General features: G+C 53.0%; 15 protein-coding genes, 1 tRNA gene and 1 pseudogene. 13 read left to right on the top strand and 4 right to left on the bottom strand.

Going from position 1 to position 16,913, the window contains the following annotated elements:
* Positions 1 to 4: 4 nt before the first annotated feature.
* Positions 5 to 856, top strand: coding sequence for an aldo/keto reductase (locus OGY08_RS18240; protein WP_241177289.1), 852 nt, complete (start codon positions 5 to 7; stop codon positions 854 to 856).
* 25 nt (positions 857 to 881) lie between these two features.
* Positions 882 to 1,871, top strand: coding sequence for an aldo/keto reductase (locus OGY08_RS18245; RefSeq protein WP_241177287.1), 990 nt, complete (start codon positions 882 to 884; stop codon positions 1,869 to 1,871).
* 34 nt (positions 1,872 to 1,905) lie between these two features.
* On the opposite strand, the gene OGY08_RS18250 is transcribed toward OGY08_RS18245, so the two are convergent.
* The gene (locus tag OGY08_RS18250; protein ID WP_241177286.1) at positions 1,906 to 2,799 is read right to left on the bottom strand and encodes a LysR family transcriptional regulator; all 894 of its coding nucleotides are present in this window, start codon (positions 2,797 to 2,799) and stop codon (positions 1,906 to 1,908) included.
* 148 nt (positions 2,800 to 2,947) lie between these two features.
* Between OGY08_RS18250 and OGY08_RS18255 the strand changes: the two genes are divergently transcribed.
* Together OGY08_RS18255 and OGY08_RS18260 are read left to right on the top strand one after the other, a co-directional pair.
* A complete protein-coding gene (locus OGY08_RS18255; protein WP_241177285.1) occupies positions 2,948 to 3,724 on the top strand; it encodes an SDR family oxidoreductase in 777 nt (258 codons plus the stop codon).
* A 137-nt stretch (positions 3,725 to 3,861) separates the two neighbouring features.
* A complete protein-coding gene (locus tag OGY08_RS18260; RefSeq protein WP_060682370.1) occupies positions 3,862 to 4,113 on the top strand; it encodes a YdgH/BhsA/McbA family protein in 252 nt (83 codons plus the stop codon).
* 894 nt (positions 4,114 to 5,007) lie between these two features.
* Here OGY08_RS18260 and cbl read toward each other — a convergent pair.
* On the bottom strand, positions 5,008 to 5,958 hold the full coding sequence (gene cbl, locus OGY08_RS18265) for an HTH-type transcriptional regulator Cbl (protein ID WP_048214440.1): 951 nt from the start codon (positions 5,956 to 5,958) through the stop codon (positions 5,008 to 5,010).
* A gap of 101 nt (positions 5,959 to 6,059) precedes the next feature.
* A complete protein-coding gene (gene nac / locus OGY08_RS18270; RefSeq protein WP_008784390.1) occupies positions 6,060 to 6,977 on the bottom strand; it encodes a nitrogen assimilation transcriptional regulator NAC in 918 nt (305 codons plus the stop codon).
* Between the two features lie 326 nt (positions 6,978 to 7,303).
* Between nac and OGY08_RS18275 the strand changes: the two genes are divergently transcribed.
* A tRNA-Asn gene (locus tag OGY08_RS18275) sits at positions 7,304 to 7,379 on the top strand.
* Positions 7,380 to 7,454: 75 nt separating this feature from the next.
* On the opposite strand, the pseudogene OGY08_RS18280 reads toward OGY08_RS18275, so the two are convergent.
* Positions 7,455 to 7,541, bottom strand: a pseudogene (locus tag OGY08_RS18280) (type II toxin-antitoxin system PemK/MazF family toxin); the annotation flags it as partial.
* A 183-nt stretch (positions 7,542 to 7,724) separates the two neighbouring features.
* Here OGY08_RS18280 and OGY08_RS18285 point away from each other — a divergent pair.
* The 8 genes from OGY08_RS18285 to fecE all read left to right on the top strand — a co-directional run bounded on the left by OGY08_RS18285 (position 7,725) and on the right by fecE (position 16,572).
* Entirely contained in the window at positions 7,725 to 8,708 is a 984-nt protein-coding gene (locus tag OGY08_RS18285) for an alpha/beta hydrolase (protein WP_125363842.1), read from the top strand.
* A gap of 290 nt (positions 8,709 to 8,998) precedes the next feature.
* Positions 8,999 to 9,520 (top strand): ferric citrate uptake sigma factor FecI, encoded by a 522-nt coding sequence (gene fecI / locus OGY08_RS18290; protein ID WP_008784388.1) that lies wholly within the window; start codon positions 8,999 to 9,001, stop codon positions 9,518 to 9,520.
* Entirely contained in the window at positions 9,517 to 10,470 is a 954-nt protein-coding gene (fecR, locus tag OGY08_RS18295) for a ferric citrate uptake sigma factor regulator FecR (protein WP_125363841.1), read from the top strand. The genes fecI and fecR overlap by 4 nt, the downstream gene beginning before the upstream one ends.
* 86 nt (positions 10,471 to 10,556) lie before the next feature.
* The gene (gene fecA, locus OGY08_RS18300) at positions 10,557 to 12,881 is read left to right on the top strand and encodes a TonB-dependent Fe(3+) dicitrate receptor FecA (protein ID WP_125363840.1); all 2,325 of its coding nucleotides are present in this window, start codon (positions 10,557 to 10,559) and stop codon (positions 12,879 to 12,881) included.
* Between the two features lie 75 nt (positions 12,882 to 12,956).
* Positions 12,957 to 13,856 carry a Fe(3+) dicitrate ABC transporter substrate-binding protein FecB gene (locus OGY08_RS18305; protein WP_008784385.1) on the top strand — a complete coding sequence of 300 codons (900 nt, stop codon included), beginning with the start codon at positions 12,957 to 12,959 and terminating at the stop codon, positions 13,854 to 13,856.
* Positions 13,853 to 14,851, top strand: a complete 999-nt coding sequence (gene fecC / locus OGY08_RS18310; RefSeq protein ID WP_125363838.1) for an iron-dicitrate ABC transporter permease FecC — start codon at positions 13,853 to 13,855, stop codon at positions 14,849 to 14,851. Before OGY08_RS18305 ends, fecC begins: the two co-directional genes overlap by 4 nt.
* Complete coding sequence (gene fecD, locus OGY08_RS18315) at positions 14,848 to 15,804, top strand: Fe(3+) dicitrate ABC transporter permease subunit FecD (RefSeq protein ID WP_125363837.1); 957 nt, start codon at positions 14,848 to 14,850, stop codon at positions 15,802 to 15,804. Before fecC ends, fecD begins: the two co-directional genes overlap by 4 nt.
* The gene (gene fecE, locus OGY08_RS18320; protein ID WP_125363836.1) at positions 15,805 to 16,572 is read left to right on the top strand and encodes a Fe(3+) dicitrate ABC transporter ATP-binding protein FecE; all 768 of its coding nucleotides are present in this window, start codon (positions 15,805 to 15,807) and stop codon (positions 16,570 to 16,572) included.
* Positions 16,573 to 16,913: the final 341 nt, after the last annotated feature.

A 16,913-nucleotide genomic window follows, 5' to 3' on the forward strand; every position in this document is an offset into this window, starting at 1 on the left:
CGTCATGCAAACTGTAAAACTGAACAACGGGATTGAAATGCCCCTGCTGGGCTTTGGTGTCTTCCAGATGACGGATGCTGCGGAATGCGAAAGAGCCGTTATTGATGCCATCGATACGGGATACCGTCTGATCGATACCGCCGCGTCTTACCAGAATGAAACCCAGGTCGGGAACGCGCTGAAACAGACCGGCATCGCCCGTGATGAACTGTTTGTCACCACCAAACTGTGGCTGCATGATACTAATTATGAAGGCGCGAAAGCCCAGTTCGAACGCTCTCTGAACCGACTGCAGCTTGATTACGTTGACCTGTATCTGATTCACCAGCCTTACGGCGATGTCCATGGGGCATGGCGTGCGATGGAAGAACTGCAGCAGGCTGGCAAAATCCGCGCCATTGGCGTTAGCAATTTCCATCCTGACCGACTGGCCGACCTTATCGCCTTCAACAACGTTGCCCCTGCGGTGAACCAGATTGAAGTTAACCCCTTCAACCAGCAGCTGCATGCCGTTCCATGGAATCAAAGCCGTGGCATTCAGCCGGAAGCCTGGGCACCGTTTGCAGAGGGTAAAAATGGTCTGTTCCAGCATCCCGTGCTAACAGCAATTGGCCAGAAGTACGGTAAAAGCGTGGGCCAGGTTGTGCTGCGTTGGATCTTCCAGCGAGGCATCGTTTCACTGGCGAAATCGGTCCGCAAAGAACGCATGGCTGAGAACATCAATATTCTCGATTTTGAACTCAGCGCTGAGGATATGCTGCAAATTGCCGCCCTCGATACCGCTACCAGCGCCTTCTTCTCCCACCGTGACCCGGCGATGGTGGAATGGCTGACTGGCCGCAAACTTGATGTTTAAGTCGCGATAAGAGAGGTTTCATTCAATGCAAAAACGTTATCTGGGTAAATCCCGACTCGAAGTTTCCGCGCTTGGGCTCGGTTGCATGGGCTTAAGCCACGGCTACGGCCCGGCGACCGATACCCGACAGGCTATCGAGCTCATTCGCGCAGCGGTTGAACGTGGCGTCACCTTCTTCGATACCGCTGAAGTGTATGGCCCCTTCCTTAATGAAGAGGTTGTTGGCGAAGCCTTAAAACCGTTTCGTGACCGCGTGGTCATCGCCACTAAGTTTGGATTTACTTTTGGCGACGACAACAAGCAGCAGATTTTAAACAGCCGTCCGGAGCATATCCGTGAAGCGGTGGAAGGGTCACTGCGTCGTCTTAAGACTGATGTTATTGACCTGCTATACCAACACCGTGTCGATCCGGATGTCCCGATTGAAGATGTTGCAGGAACGGTGAAAGACCTGATCGCTGAAGGCAAAGTTAAACATTTCGGTCTGTCCGAGGCGGGTGCGCAAACCATTCGTCGTGCGCATGCCGTACAACCGGTCACTGCGCTGCAAAGCGAATACTCCCTGTGGTGGCGCGAGCCTGAGCAGGAGATCCTGCCATTGCTGGAGGAACTGGGCATCGGTTTTGTGCCCTTCAGCCCATTAGGTAAAGGCTTCCTGACGGGATCGATTAAGCCTGGAACGACGTTTGGGAAGGATGATTACCGTAGCACAGTGCCACGTTTCGCCGAGCAGGCGATTGAAGCCAATGAAAAGCTGGTCTCATTACTGGGGGAACTGGCGGCGGAGAAAGGCGTGACGTCTGCGCAAATCGCGCTGGCATGGCTGCTGGCACAAAAGCCGTGGATTGTTCCTATCCCTGGAACCACGAAACTGCACCGGCTGGAAGAAAACCTGGGGGCCGCCGATATCATTCTGTCGCAGGATGACTCACGGCAGATAACCCAGGCGCTTGAAACTATTAAAGTCGTCGGCAAGCGTTACTCCCCTGAACATCAGGCCCGCGTAGGCCGTTAATATCCGGAAGGGTCCGCTGAGATTGGCAGACCCGTTATTCCTGGTAGCGAAGTGCATCGATCATCAGCGCAAAAGCGGGCGGATGCTGCTTACGGCTCGGGTAGTAGAGGTAATATCCGGGGAAAGATGGGCACCAGTCCTGCAGAACCTGAATAAGCTCTCCTGACTTTATATAATCCTGCACCCTGTCTTCAGGTATACAGGCGATACCAAAACCGGATAACGCCGCATCAATCCTTTCCGCTTGCAGATTAAACGTGACCTGCCCTTCCACTCTGACCCGTAACGGTTTCCCATCCTTCTCAAACTCCCAGTGGTAAAGCCCACCGGCAGTCGGCAGGCGCATATTGATGCACCGGTGATTTTGTAGCTTGTGCGGCGTTTCAGGGGCAGGATTTGCAGCGAAATAAGACGGTGCTCCCACCACAGCCATTCTCATGTCCGGCCCAATTCTTACCGCAATCATGTCCTTATCGACGCTTTCGCCCAAGCGGATCCCGGCATCAAAACGCCCCTCAACAATATCGACAAAGCCGTTATCAACGACCAGTTCAACATTGATTTCCGGGTATTCCCTGAGAAAGGGTTTTAACTTCGGCCATACCAGACTTCGTACGGCATGCTCCCCGGCAGATAAACGAATATTGCCAGAGGCAGTGCCGTTCAGTTGAACAAGCGATTCCAGTTCCTGTTCAAGATCGGCAATGCGAGGTTCGAGGCAGGCAATAATTCTCTCACCGGCTTCCGTAGGGGCAACGCTTCGGGTCGTACGGGTCAGAAGACGGATATTCAGCCTTTCCTCCAGGGCCTTCATCGCGTGGCTGAGTGCAGACTGAGAAACGCCCAGTTTACCCGCTGCTTTGGTAAAACTTCGCTCCCTTGCCACCACCAGAAAGATTTGCAGTTCGTTGAAGTTTTCTTTGAGCATCGGCGATTTCCTTATGGAGGCATTCCCTTCATCGCGCACTCATGAAGGGTGTTCATAGACACAATCATTTTAGCCCCATTACTGACAATAATGATAATTGATATTCTGACCGTATCGAAAATAAGTCACAATTATCAGAAGGTTTATAATGAAAATACTCATTGCAGGGGCGACAGGAAGTATTGGTCTTCATGTCGTGAATACCGCTATTGAAATGGGCCATCAGCCCGTCGCTCTGGTCAGAAATAAACGCAAAGTAAAATTACTTCCTCGTGGAACTGATGTTTTTTATGGCGATGTTTCAATGCCTGAAACACTCACCGATTTGCCGAAAGATATTGATGGCATAATCTTCACGCTCGGTTCCGATGGCCAGGGGCGTATTGGTGCCAGAGCGATAGATTACGGCGGAGTGCGCAATATTTTACGAATATTCAGGGATACACCTATTCGTATCGGCCTGATGACCACGATTGGCGTGACTGAGCGGCTCAGCACCTGGAATCAACGAACTGAAGTTCATGACTGGAAAAGACGTGCCGAGCGTCTGGTCAGGGCCAGCGGTCATCCCTATACCATCGTCAGGCCCGGCTGGTTTGATTACAACAATGATGATGAGCACAGAATCGTTATGCTTCAGGGAGACAGGCGTCATGCCGTAACACCGGAAGATGGTGTGATATCCCGGGAGCAAATCGCAGAGGTTCTGGTCAGTGCCCTGACCCACAACGAGGCAAAAAATAAAACGTTCGAGCTGGTGGCTGAACAAGGTGAAGCACCACAGGATCTTACTCCACTGTTTGCAGACCTGCAGACTGATGACCCACAGAAAAATGATGGAGTTCTGGACATAGACAATATGCCTCTCAGAGAAGAACCGGAGTGCATTATTAACGAGATGAACCTGTATTCAAAAAATAGCTAATTTATAACCCTGACAATTTTGTCAATTAGCGGTCAGCATCATGACAGCTTGGGTCTGTATATTTGAATATACCGACGGGGATAGTTCTCCTGATACGAATCCAGTTTCAAACATAGATTTTAAAAGAGGTATTAGATATGAAAGCACTACTTATTACTACATTAGTCATGGGGTTTATTTCAGTGAATGCCGCCTCTGCTGCTCAGGAAATTAACCATGCAGACGGGAAAGAAAAGATCGGCGTAGTCTCAGCCAGCAATGCCTATACCCTTGATGAGTTATCAAATGCACTCTCTCGTAAGGCTGATGAGCAAGGAGCAACATCGTTCAAAATTCTGTCAACCACGGGGCATAACCGTCTGCACGGGGTTGCAGAGGTCTATAAATAAATTATAAAACACTAATATTATTGTTAACGAAGGCAGCTAACTGATTGGCACCCTGCACCACCCATAACCTTTTCTATACATCTACCATTGACGCCCGTTTTTGACGTTAAGCAGACGATCCGTATGAATATGATCTTAATAACGAGCACAAAATACATGAGACCTTTCACCAGCTACTCGTGGTGCTCATTTTTATGGTCTTGACAAGACTGAACTTCTTATTTAGCTTAATATTCAGCCAATTAATAGCTAAGGCGATCCCAGTCAGAGGAGCCATATTTAAGAAGCCTGCTTAGGAAACTAAGCAGGCTTTTTGCTTTTATGCGATCCCATTCGCCAGGTAGAGCGCTTCACTCCACACCAGGTTTTTCCATACTGCCGACGGGAGAATGTCCGTCTGCTTATGCAAAATGTCTCTATGATCCAATTCATTAACGTCATGGTTAAGTATCTTATCGTGCAACGACATCAGAATGAGACCCATACTTGCCCATGCCGATACTGCTGAAAGCAGCGCTAACCGCTTTATTAGTAATTCCACTGAGTACAATAGCCGGTGAGAAAGTCACGCTACGTTGCCCGGACAGAGGCTGGGCGGAGGTGACATTTCATTTGTTCCAGCATGTTAGCGTGCTGTGGGAAAACAATAGTTTTTATGTTTCCGATGCCCGGCGTAGTCAGAGTAATAAATTCTATACGTTTACCAATCGAGATGTTCTTTCGGTGAAGAATGGATTTCAGTTTATTTATGCGGATTCGGGACGGGCGGTGTCTTGTTCGATATTGTCGCGGGTGCCGACGCAGGATCTGAGGCTGGAGACCTTGAGGTAACGCAGCTTTCTACCCGCCATTCAGCAACGTCAGAGAAGCCCGTTCGCTCACGGGCTTTTGTAGTTAAATCTGATAATCAATCACCGCCTCATCTGGCTCCATCGCCTGACGCTTAATTTCATCGACGGATAGCCCTGCATTGCATAACTCGATGAATCGCCAGACGTAGTTGCGCTGCAGCTGTCCGCGTTTAAGCCCTAGCCAAACGGTATTTGCATCAAACAAATGCCGGGTATCCAGACGGGTTAAGGTCCCCTCTTCCTGCTCGCCGCTGGATTGCTCTGCCACCAGCCCAATCCCCAACCCCAGCGACACGTAAGTTTTAATCACATCCGAGTCCTGGGCGCTGAGAATAATATCCGGTATCAGCCCTTTGCGAGCAAATGCTTCATCGATGCGGGAACGCCCTGTAATCCCCTGACGATAGGTAATTAACGGCCAGTGAGCAATAGACTCCAGCGTGAGCGGAGAAGCTTTCACTAATGGATGGTCGTGAGGAACAAGCAGGCTGTGGTGCCAACGAAACCAGGGAAAAGCCACCAACAATGGATCGCTGCTCAGCCGCTCACTGGCAATTCCGATATCTGCCCCGCCATTTTGTAGCAGGACATCAATCTCCTGTGGCGTACCCTGAATAAGTTCCAGACGCACCTCAGGGAACAGCTCACGAAAGGCTTTTATCACCGCAGGCAAGCTATAGCGTGCCTGGGTATGCGTGGTGGCAATCGTCAGAACGCCGGACGTGTCATTGGTAAACAGATCCGCCAGTCGACGAACATTACTGGCCTCATTCAGAATACGCTCGGCAATAACCAGCAAGGCTTTACCCGGTTCGGTCATGCCCAACAGGCGTTTACCGCGACGGATAAAAATCTCGATGCCAAGTTCATCTTCAAGTTCACGAATGTGTCGGCTGACGCCCGACTGCGAGGTGTACAGTATATTCGCGACCTCTGTCAGGTTGTAATCCTGACGGGCCGCCTCGCGGATTATTTTAAGTTGCTGGAAATTCACGTTTCGCTCCGGGCACATCAGACATTACGCTATTGTTAAAGTCTGATGCCCGGCATAACAAATAATAAAAACCTGCATCTTATTCCTTGTGGGAATAAGGTTTAGCTGACCAGCTGCAGCTCGCGATTTTCCAGCGCCGGACGGCTGACCAGCGACAACAGGATCTCCTTCACGGCCTGCGCCTGGGGCGATAAGCTCCCTCTGGCGGATACGTTCAACGATAATGGCAGATTCATCGACGGTGTTGTAATGCGCGCCATCCAGCCGTTAGCCGCATTGCATAATGAACGGGCGGCCGACTCAGGCAACACTGTGACACCCATACCACTGGCAATGGCGGCCGTTAGGGTGGAGATAGACTCAATTTCGCCAATCACTTTAGCCGTTAAGCGACGTAGCGAAAAAGCTTCATCCACGCGCAGGCGAACCGCGCTGTAATCCCGTGGCAAGAACAAATTCATCTGCGCCACTGCGGCTAAATCGACGCTTTGCCCCGGACACTCACGCGTGCCAACCAGGTACAGATCCTCTTTAAGCAACGGTTGACTGCTGATGCCCGCCACGGGTGAACGCTCATAGAGCACTGCCATATCTAATTGCCCGCTGAGCAGCTTGTCATTCAGCACTGCCCCACTGTTTTCATGCAAATAGACCAGCACATCAGGCAGTTCGGCACGTAGCGTCTGTAATAACGGCATGGTAATGGATGACGCGACTGTCCCCGGCGCAAGGCCGATAGAGACCTGTCCACTCAAGGTCTGGCCCACGTTATTAACCGCAAGTTGCGCCTGTTCGCACTGACGTAAAATCGTCCGGGCGTGGGTATATAGCACTTTTCCTGCTTCCGTCGGCGTGACGCCACGCTTGGTACGAATCAGCAATTGCTGATCCAGCTCACCTTCCAGCGTAGCGACCTGCTGGCTCAGCGCGGGTTGCGCAATGTGCAACACTTCCGCTGCCTGGGTCAGGCTACCAATATCGACGATTTTCACGAAATATTTCAGTCGTCTGAAGTTCATTTTGCCTCCTGTCGGAATACCAGAACCCGTGCTGGCAGTCATTAAATTCAGGATTGCAAGATGCTTGCCACTTTCGTCTAAAACGGTGTTTTACGGTTAAAGCCGCGTAAAGTCAGGAGTAAAAGCGAAGGGAGATCATTCTGCACACCTAAGTATCTCATTCAGGCTGCCCTGGAAGAGGTAGACACGCACCAGAATGGGGCAAAAGCATAAAAAGACGGAAAGATCGCCGCTTTGCTGATTTTGTCAGCAAACGAACACACAAATGTATTTACCCCTTTGACAAGCCTCACCACCCTCGCTAATATGCGCCTCGTTCAAACGATTCCTCTGTAGTTCAGTCGGTAGAACGGCGGACTGTTAATCCGTATGTCACTGGTTCGAGTCCAGTCAGAGGAGCCATATTTAAGAAGCCTGCTTAGGAAACTGAGCAGGCTTTTTGCTTTTATGCCATTGCTCAGTGCGCATATCAAAACCTCAACTTAGTCTGGCCAACACTTCATTCATAATAGCCGCAGGTATTTGTTCCAAACGCTTACCGTTCCGGGCTTCCATATCAATAGACAGGAACAACAATGAGTTGAGATGTCCACTCTTCGCTCACAGTAGACTTTAAACTCACCCAGTACCTTCGCTCTGTGCCAGCAGAGGACTTTTCTATCACTGCTGATATATTAATCAATGTAGAGCAGGCCATATTTATAATATAAATTGACGGGTACGCTGAATTTTACAGGAACATCTCCAATGAATATTGCCGCCTCAATTGCCCTTTTGGGCGCTTGCCCATTTGTGAGTCTGGCGGCAGTACCGGAGACCTTTTCCGAAACTGCCCTGGATGCCGCAGGGCCAAAAGGCCCTTTGAAAGGCACGTTACTCACCCCGAATTCAAAACCAACAGCCGTTGTTCTTATCGTTCCTGGCTCCGGGCCAACCGATCGGGATGGAAACAACCCGCTTGGTGTGAATGCATCGCCTTACCGACTTCTTGCTGAAGGCCTGGCTGCCAAAGGTTTTGCGACGCTTCGTATCGACAAACGTGGAATGTTCGCTAGCGCAATGGCCGTAGACGATGCCAATGCGGTGACGATTGCTGACTATGTTGACGACATTCGATCCTGGGTAGACGTGCTTAGACGTCACATGCACACTCCCTGTGTTTGGGTTTTAGGACACAGCGAAGGGGGCGTAGTCGCACTTGCCTCGGCTCAAGAAGAGAATGTGTGCGGTGTGGTTCTTATCGCAACGCCTGGGAGGCCGATGGGCGAGGTGTTGAGGGGGCAACTTAACGCTAATCCGGAAAATGAAATTCTATTAAAGCAGGCGCTGCCGATAATTGATGCTCTGGAGCATCGGCGGCGAGTCGATATTACGAATATTCACCCAGCACTGCAAAGTATCTTTAATCCTGCTGTTCAGGGGTTTTTGATCAATGCGTTTTCATATAATCCGGGTCATCTCATTTCGAGTATTGCCAAACCCGTGTTAGTGCTACAAGGGCAACGCGATCTCCAGGTGGAGGAAACGGATGCAAGACTGCTTAAGGCCGCGAATCCTCAAGCGTCCCTGGTTATACTGCCCAATATGAACCATGTTATGAAAGAGGTGACTTCGGACGATCGCAAAGCGAATATCGCGACATACGCTGAACCCGCGCTCCCCTTAGCTCCCGGTTTAATCGACTCGATTGAGCATTTCCTGATCCGCAACTCACTTTTTCCCGAAAAGTAACAGCTGCTCTGCTCTCGGTGTCCTCCCAAAAACGGTTTACTTTTAAAGAGTTCAGCATGCTTTAAAGCATTCGTCTGCTCCATGCTCACAGCAGACATGGTCAGATGTCATTCCAACCGTCACATGCCAGAAGCAGACTCCCCTTCCCCATCCGATATCCACCTCATTACATTTTTATAAATAACAACGCATTAAGAAGTTCAACGTAATACAATTATATTTCTAATTGTAATGATAACCATTCTCATATTACTATAATCGCGTGATAATTAACTTTTGATACATTCCACATGTCTGACCATGCCACTACCACTGCTTCCTTTACGCTCGAGTCGCTTTATGGCGCACATCACGGCTGGTTGAAAAGCTGGCTGACGCGCAAACTCCAGTCCGCCTTTGATGCAGATGACATTGCCCAGGACACTTTTCTACGGGTAATGGGCAGCGACTCGCTCTCGACGATCCGCGATCCGCGCTCCTTTCTGTGCACTCTCGCCAAACGGGTGATGGTCGACCTGTTTCGCCGAAACGCGCTGGAAAAAGCCTATCTGGAGATGTTGGCGCTTATGCCGGAGGCGCTCGCGCCTTCCCCCGAGGAACGCGAGAGTCAGCTCGAAACCCTGCAACTCATCGACAGCATGCTTGACGGGCTGAACGGAAAAACACGAGAAGCGTTTCTGCTTTCGCAACTGGATGGTCTGACATACAGCGAGATCGCGCTGAAGCTCGGTATCTCCGTCAGCTCGGTGAAAAAGTATATGGCAAAGGCTATCGAACATTGTCTGCTGTTTCGTCTGGAGCACGGCCTGTGAATTCTTCTATCACCGATTCTCGCCGCCAGGCATTGCGCTCGGCATCGCACTGGTATGCTGTATTGAGCGGCGAGCGTGTCAGCCCACAGCAAGAAGCGCGCTGGCAACAATGGTACGAAGAGGACAAAGATCATCAGTGGGCCTGGCAACAGGTTGAAAACCTGCGCAGCCAGCTCAGCCGCGTACCGGGCGATGTTGCCAGCCGGGCGCTGCACGATACGCGCCTTACCCGTCGTCATGTCATGAAAGGGCTACTGCTGCTGCTCGGTGTGGGCGGCGGCTGGCAGCTCTGGCAGTCTGAAGCCGGTGAAGGTCTGCGCGCGGATTACCGCACCGCCAAAGGCGCGGTGAGCCATCAGCGGCTGGAAGATGGTTCTCTGCTGACGCTCAACACACAAAGCGCCGCGGATGTTCGTTTTGATACGCGTCAACGCGCTGTCCATCTCTGGTACGGCGAAATTGCTATTACCACCGCAAAAGACGCGCAGCAGAGACCTTTCCGCGTTGTGACCCGCCAGGGCCAGCTCACCGCATTAGGCACAGAATTTACCGTCTACCAGCAGGACAACGTCACACGCGTTGTCGTTCAACAACACGCTGTAGAAGTCTTACTGGCAAATCGTCCGCAGGAAAAACGCATCGTCAGCGCTGGCGAGAGCCTGCAGTTTAGCGCGTCTGAATTTGGTGCAATAGCCTCAGCGGATGATGAAAGCGCCACCTGGACGCAGGGCATTCTGAGCTTCAGCGATAAACCTTTGGGTGAAGTGATTGCCACGCTGAGCCGTTATCGCAACGGCGTGCTGCGCTGCGATCCGGCTGTGGCCGGATTACGCCTGAGTGGAACTTTCCCGCTGAAAAATACTGATGCAATCCTGGATGTTATTGCCAAGACTCTTCCAGTGAAAATTCAGTCAGTTACGCGATACTGGGTAAATATTTCCGCACTGTAAGAAAAATAATTCTCATTTCGATTGTCCTTTTTCCCCTTCTCATTCGACTCATAGATGAACACAACAAAAATGATGATGGAGAAGGTATGACGCCTTTACGCGTTTTTCGCAAAACAACACCTTTGGTTAACGCCGTTCGCCTGAGCCTGCTGCCGCTGGCCGGGCTGTCGTTATCCGCCTTCGCAGCGCAGGTTGATATTGCACCGGGTTCGCTCGACAAAGCCCTTAATCAGTATGCCGCGCTTAGCGGAATTACCCTGTCGGTTGACGCCAGCCTGACTCGCGGCAAACAGAGTAACGGTCTTCACGGTGACTACGACGTCGAAACCGGCCTGCAACACCTGCTGAACGGTAGTGGCCTGCAGGTGAAATCGCTGGGTAATAATAGCTGGACGCTGGAGCCCGCACCAACACCGCAAGAAGATGCCCTGACCGTGGTGGGCGACTGGCTGGGGGATGCGCGCGAAAACGACGTTTTCGAACATGCTGGCGCACGTGACGTTATCCGCCGCGAGGATTTCGCCAAAACCGGCGCAACATCCATGCGCGAGGTACTGAACCGCATTCCTGGCGTTACCGCCCCAGAAAACAACGGCACCGGTAGCCACGATCTGGCAATGAACTTTGGTATTCGCGGCCTGAATCCGCGCCTGGCCAGCCGTTCAACAGTGCTGATGGACGGTATTCCCGTGCCGTTTGCCCCTTACGGCCAGCCGCAGCTTTCACTGGCGCCCGTCTCACTCGGAAATATGGACGCCATCGACGTGGTTCGCGGCGGTGGCGCGGTGCGTTACGGGCCACAGAGCGTGGGCGGGGTGGTGAACTTTGTTACCCGCGCTATTCCGCAAGACTTCGGCATGGAAGCCGGCGTGGAAGGCCAGCTCAGCCCAACATCTTCACAAAATAACCCAAAAGAAACGCACAACCTGATGGTGGGCGGCACGGCGGATAACGGTTTTGGTACCGCCCTGCTTTACTCCGGTACACGTGGAAGCGACTGGCGCGAACACAGCGCGACCCGCATCGACGACCTGATGCTGAAAAGCAAATATGCGCCAAACGAAGTGCATACCTTCAACAGTCTGTTGCAATACTACGACGGTGAAGCCGACATGCCCGGTGGCCTGTCTCGCGCGGATTACGACGCCGACCGCTGGCAATCCACGCGCCCTTACGATCGCTTCTGGGGGCGCCGCAAGCTGGCAAGCCTCGGCTATCAGTTCCAACCGGACAGCCAGCATAAATTCAATATTCAGGGCTTCTACACTGAAACCCTGCGCAGCGGCTACCTGGAACAGGGAAAACGCCTCACCCTTTCACCGCGTAACTACTGGGTACGCGGCATTGAACCACGCTACAGTCAGAGCTTTATGGTGGGTCCTTCCGCGCACGAAGTGGGCGTGGGATACCGTTATGTGAGCGAGTCGACGCATGAAATGCGTTACTACACGGCCACCAGCAGTGGACAACTGCCGTCCAGCGCCAGCCCTTACGATCGCGACACTCGTTCGGGCACCGAAGCGCACGCCTGGTATCTGGATGACAAAATCGACATTGGCAACTGGACTATCACACCGGGTATGCGCTTTGAACATATCGAGTCATACCAGAACAACGCCATCAAAGGCACACATGAGGAAGTAAGCTACAACGCCCCACTTCCGGCGCTAAATGTGCTTTATCACCTGACTGATAGCTGGAATCTTTATGCAAACACTGAAGGCTCATTCGGCACCGTACAGTACAGCCAAATTGGCAAGGCTGTGCAAAGCGGCAATGTGGAACCGGAAAAAGCGCGAACCTGGGAGCTCGGAACCCGATACGACGATGGCGCGCTGACGGCGGAAATGGGGCTGTTCCTGATTAACTTTAATAATCAGTACGATTCCAACCAAACCAACGACACCGTTACTGCACGCGGTAAAACGCGCCATACCGGACTGGAAACTCAGACTCGCTATGATCTCGGCACATTGACGCCAACGCTCGACAACGTTTCAGTCTACGCAAACTATGCGTATGTGAACGCTGAGATTCGCGAGAAAGGCGATACCTATGGCAATCAGGTGCCCTTCTCACCAAAACACAAAGGCACGTTGGGCGTGGACTATAAGCCGGGCAACTGGACCTTCAACCTGAATAGCGATTTCCAGTCCAGCCAGTTTGCGGATAACGCCAACACCGTTAAAGAGAGCGCTGACGGCAGTACCGGTCGCATCCCTGGCTTTATGCTCTGGGGCGCACGCGTAGCCTATGACTTCGGCCCGCAGATGGCAGACCTGAACCTGGCGTTCGGTGTGAAAAATATCTTCGACCAAGATTATTTCACCCGCTCTTACGACGACAACAACAAAGGCATCTACGCAGGCCAGCCGCGCACGCTGTATATGCAGGGTTCGTTGAAGTTCTAAACCCCCGTTTACCCGGCCTGCATGCTGTTTTTGTAGGTCGGGCAAACGAAACGCCACCCGACGCAGGCAATTTACATGTTCACACCATTACGCACGCTATTCGCCGCTCTGCTGCTCACCGGCCATGCTTTTGCCGCCACGGTTCATGACGAACATGGCACCTTTACGCTTGATAAAACGCCACAACGGATAGTGGTGCTGGAACTGTCGTTCGCGGACGCACTGGCTGCTGTCGATGTCAGTCCGGTCGGCATTGCCGACGATAACGATGCCACACGCATTCTTCCAGAGGTTCGTGCCCATCTGAAACCCTGGCAGTCTGTCGGCACGCGTGCGCAGCCGAGTTTAGAAGCCATCAGCGCGCTGAAACCGGATCTGATCATTGCCGACAGCAGCCGCCATGCGGGTATTTACATCGCCTTACAGCAAATAGCACCTGTGCTGCTGCTCAAGTCTCGCAATGAAACCTACGCTGAAAATCTGCAATCTGCGGCCATCATCGGTGAAATTGTGGGTAAGAAAGCACAGATGCAGTCACGCCTGGCGCAACACCAACAACAGATGTCAGCGTGGGCCAGCCAACTGCCAAAAGACACGATGGTGGTGTTTGGTACGTCCCGGGAGCAGCAGTTCAACCTGCATACTCAGGAGACCTGGACCGGGGGCGTCCTGACCTCTCTGGGGCTGACGGTGCCTGCAGCTATGGCGGGTTCGTCTATGCCGTCCATCGGTCTGGAACAGCTGCTGGCGCTCAATCCGGCATGGCTGCTGGTCGCGCACTATCGTGAAGAGAGCATCGTGAAACGCTGGCAACAAGACCCGCTGTGGCAGATGTTAACTGCGGCGCAAAAACAGCAGACGGCGTCGGTCGACAGTAACGCCTGGGCGCGGATGCGCGGCATTTTCGCAGCCGAACGCATTGCCAGCGACACGGTAAAAATCTTTCACCACCAGCCTTTATCCGATGTGAAATGACAATTTTCAAACATCCAGCGCTACAGTGGGGGCTCCCCCTTGTCGCGCTTATCGCTATCTTCTGGCTGAGTCTGTTTTGCTACTCGGCCATTCCTGTTTCCGGCGTTGACGCCATTCACGCCCTGCTACCAGGCCATACGCCGACGCTTCCACAAGCGCTGGTGCAAAACCTTCGTTTGCCGAGAAGCCTGGTCGCCATTTTGATCGGCGCAAGCCTGGCACTGGCGGGAACGCTGCTGCAGACCCTGACGCATAATGCAATGGCCTCCCCTTCACTACTCGGTATTAACAGTGGCGCAGCGCTGACGATGGCGCTTACCAGCGCTATCAGCCCTGCGCCCGTTACGGGTTACTCCATCGCCTTTATCGCCGCCTTCGGCGGTGGCGTAAGCTGGCTGATGGTGATGACCGCAGGTGGTGGATTTCGCCACACCCAGGACAGAAACAAACTGATCCTCGCGGGCATCGCGTTCTCGGCTTTCTGCATGGCCCTTACCCGCATCACTCTGCTGCTGACGGAAGATCACGCCTACGGCATTTTTTACTGGCTTGCGGGAGGCGTATCCCACGCACGTTGGCAGGAGTTCTGGCAGCTTTTCCCAATGGTAGTGGTTGCTGTACCGGTGGTATTGCTGCTGGCTAATCAACTGAACCTGCTTAACGTCAGTGACAGCACCGCCCGCACGCTGGGGGTGAATCTGCCGAAGCTCCGTTTGATCATCAATGTTCTGGTGCTGCTTCTGGTCGGTACCTGCGTCAGCGTGGCAGGTCCGGTGGCGTTTATCGGTCTGCTGATGCCGCATCTGGCTCGCTTCTGGGTAGGATTCGATCAGCGCAAGGTCCTGCCGATGAGCATGCTTATGGGCGCCACGCTGCTGCTGCTGGCTGATGTTCTGGCCCGAGCGCTGGCCTTCCCTGGCGAATTGCCCGCGGGGGCAGTAGTGGCGCTGATTGGTGCACCCTGTTTTGTCTGGCTGGTCAGGAGGCGTGGATGAAAATTGCGTTCATCATTTTCATCACCCTCGCGCTGGCAGGACTTTCGGCTTTGTCACTACAAATGGGGGTGATCGCCGTTCCCTGGCGTGCTCTGCTGAGCGACTGGCAGACCGGGCGCGAATATCATTACGTATTAACGGCGTACCGCCTGCCGCGACTGCTGCTGGCGCTGCTTGTCGGTGCAGCCCTCGCGGTGGCAGGCGTGCTGGTGCAAGGGATCGTGCGTAACCCTCTGGCATCACCGGATATCCTCGGCGTAAACCATGCCGCCAGCCTGGCCTCTGTGGGCGCGCTGCTTCTCTTACCGTCACTACCGGTGATTACTCTGCCGCTACTGGCCTTTGCCGGTGGCATGGCGGGCCTGATCCTGCTGAGAATACTGGCGAACACCAGCCAGCCGATGAAGCTGGCGCTCACGGGTGTTGCGCTCTCTGCCTGCTGGGCAAGCCTGACGGATTATCTGATGCTTTCGCGTCCGCAGGATGTGAACAACGCCCTGCTGTGGCTGACCGGCAGCTTATGGGGCCGTGACTGGAGCTTTGTGAAAATAGCCGCCCCACTGCTGATTTTGTTTCTGCCGCTGAGTCTGCGTTTTTGCCGCGATCTCGACCTCCTGGCATTGGGCGATGCGCGCGCCACCACGCTCGGTGTGTCGGTGCCGCGTATTCGGCTCCAGGCTTTGCTACTGGCCGTCGCCATGACATCGACCGGCGTGGCCGTCTGCGGCCCAATTAGCTTTATTGGTCTTGTGGTGCCGCATATGGTGCGCAGCATTACCGGTGGACGTCACCGCTGGCTGCTGCCCGTTTCAGCCATGACAGGTGCGTTACTGCTGGTGGTTGCCGACCTGCTGGCGCGAATTGTTCATCCTCCTCTGGAACTTCCGGCTGGCGTGCTGACCGCCATTATCGGTGCACCATGGTTTGTCTGGCTGCTTGTGAGAATGCGATAAATGACATTACGAACTGAAAATCTGACGGTCTGTTACGGTACAAACAAGGTGCTTGATGGCGTTTCACTCACCCTACCAGCGGGGAAGGCAATCGCCCTGCTCGGCCCTAACGGCTGCGGGAAGTCAACGTTGTTAAACTGTTTTTCACGACTGTTAACGCCGCAGTCCGGAGGCGTATTTCTCGGCGATAGTGCCATCAATACGCTCTCATCACGCCAGCTAGCCCGCAGGCTGGCGCTGCTGCCCCAGCACCATTTAACTCCCGAGGGGATCACCGTCCAGGAGCTTGTTTCGTACGGTCGCAACCCGTGGTTGTCACTCTGGGGGCGTCTCTCCGTTGAAGACAATACGCGGGTCCATGATGCTATGAACCAGACCCGGATCCAATATCTTGCCGACCGACGGTTAACCGATCTTTCTGGCGGTCAGCGACAGCGCGCATTTCTGGCGATGGTCCTGGCGCAGGATACGCCCGTTGTACTACTCGATGAGCCAACCACCTATCTCGATATCAATCATCAGGTGGAACTGATGCGGCTGATGGGCGAACTCCGGGCTCAGGGGAAAACGGTGGTCGCCGTGCTGCACGACCTTAATCAGGCCAGCCGGTACTGCGACCATCTGGTGGTCATGGCGAAGGGACATGTTATGGCGCAAGGCACACCAGAAGAGGTGATGAACCCTGGATTGCTGAGAACCGTATTCAGCGTGGATACGGAGATACACCCCGAACCAGTATCTGGCAGGCCGATGTGTGTAGTGAGGTAGATGATACAGTCTGTAATGGTACCATGGCTTCAACAGGTCGCCTGTCATATCACTCACGCTGCGATGACTTTACTCTGCCCTATGAGTTCAATCGGTCGATGCAACACTATCCTTAATCGAAGGGGGACGTTGGACGTTCACTAGAATACGGCAGATTCCGGTGTGATGATTAACCATTACGCGTGGTTGTCGTTGTATCAACGTACTATCCTGGAAAGGATAAAATCCACACATCCCTCTACAGAAACGCATAGCAATTCATAAGAAAATCTGTCGGTGCATCACCACTGATTTTTTTATGAAAATTATTTGACTGATCGTTCCATAATCAATACTATGCC

Origin of the sequence: Citrobacter sp. Cpo069 (assembly GCF_030332785.1) — a bacterium.
Classification (GTDB): domain Bacteria; phylum Pseudomonadota; class Gammaproteobacteria; order Enterobacterales; family Enterobacteriaceae; genus Citrobacter; species Citrobacter portucalensis.

Excerpts from the sequence above, each read along its gene's own strand:
- OGY08_RS18240 (WP_241177289.1), top strand. The coding sequence starts at position 5 with ATGCAAACTGTAAAACTGAACAACGGGATTGAAATGCCCCTGCTGGGC.
- OGY08_RS18245 (WP_241177287.1), top strand. The coding sequence starts at position 882 with ATGCAAAAACGTTATCTGGGTAAATCCCGACTCGAAGTTTCCGCGCTT.
- OGY08_RS18250 (WP_241177286.1), bottom strand. The coding sequence starts at position 2,799 with ATGCTCAAAGAAAACTTCAACGAACTGCAAATCTTTCTGGTGGTGGCA.
- OGY08_RS18255 (WP_241177285.1), top strand. The coding sequence starts at position 2,948 with ATGAAAATACTCATTGCAGGGGCGACAGGAAGTATTGGTCTTCATGTC.
- OGY08_RS18260 (WP_060682370.1), top strand. The coding sequence starts at position 3,862 with ATGAAAGCACTACTTATTACTACATTAGTCATGGGGTTTATTTCAGTG.
- nac (WP_008784390.1), bottom strand. The coding sequence starts at position 6,977 with ATGAACTTCAGACGACTGAAATATTTCGTGAAAATCGTCGATATTGGT.
- OGY08_RS18285 (WP_125363842.1), top strand. The coding sequence starts at position 7,725 with ATGAATATTGCCGCCTCAATTGCCCTTTTGGGCGCTTGCCCATTTGTG.
- fecI (WP_008784388.1), top strand. The coding sequence starts at position 8,999 with ATGTCTGACCATGCCACTACCACTGCTTCCTTTACGCTCGAGTCGCTT.
- fecA (WP_125363840.1), top strand. The coding sequence starts at position 10,557 with ATGACGCCTTTACGCGTTTTTCGCAAAACAACACCTTTGGTTAACGCC.
- OGY08_RS18305 (WP_008784385.1), top strand. The coding sequence starts at position 12,957 with ATGTTCACACCATTACGCACGCTATTCGCCGCTCTGCTGCTCACCGGC.
- fecC (WP_125363838.1), top strand. The coding sequence starts at position 13,853 with ATGACAATTTTCAAACATCCAGCGCTACAGTGGGGGCTCCCCCTTGTC.
- fecD (WP_125363837.1), top strand. The coding sequence starts at position 14,848 with ATGAAAATTGCGTTCATCATTTTCATCACCCTCGCGCTGGCAGGACTT.
- fecE (WP_125363836.1), top strand. The coding sequence starts at position 15,805 with ATGACATTACGAACTGAAAATCTGACGGTCTGTTACGGTACAAACAAG.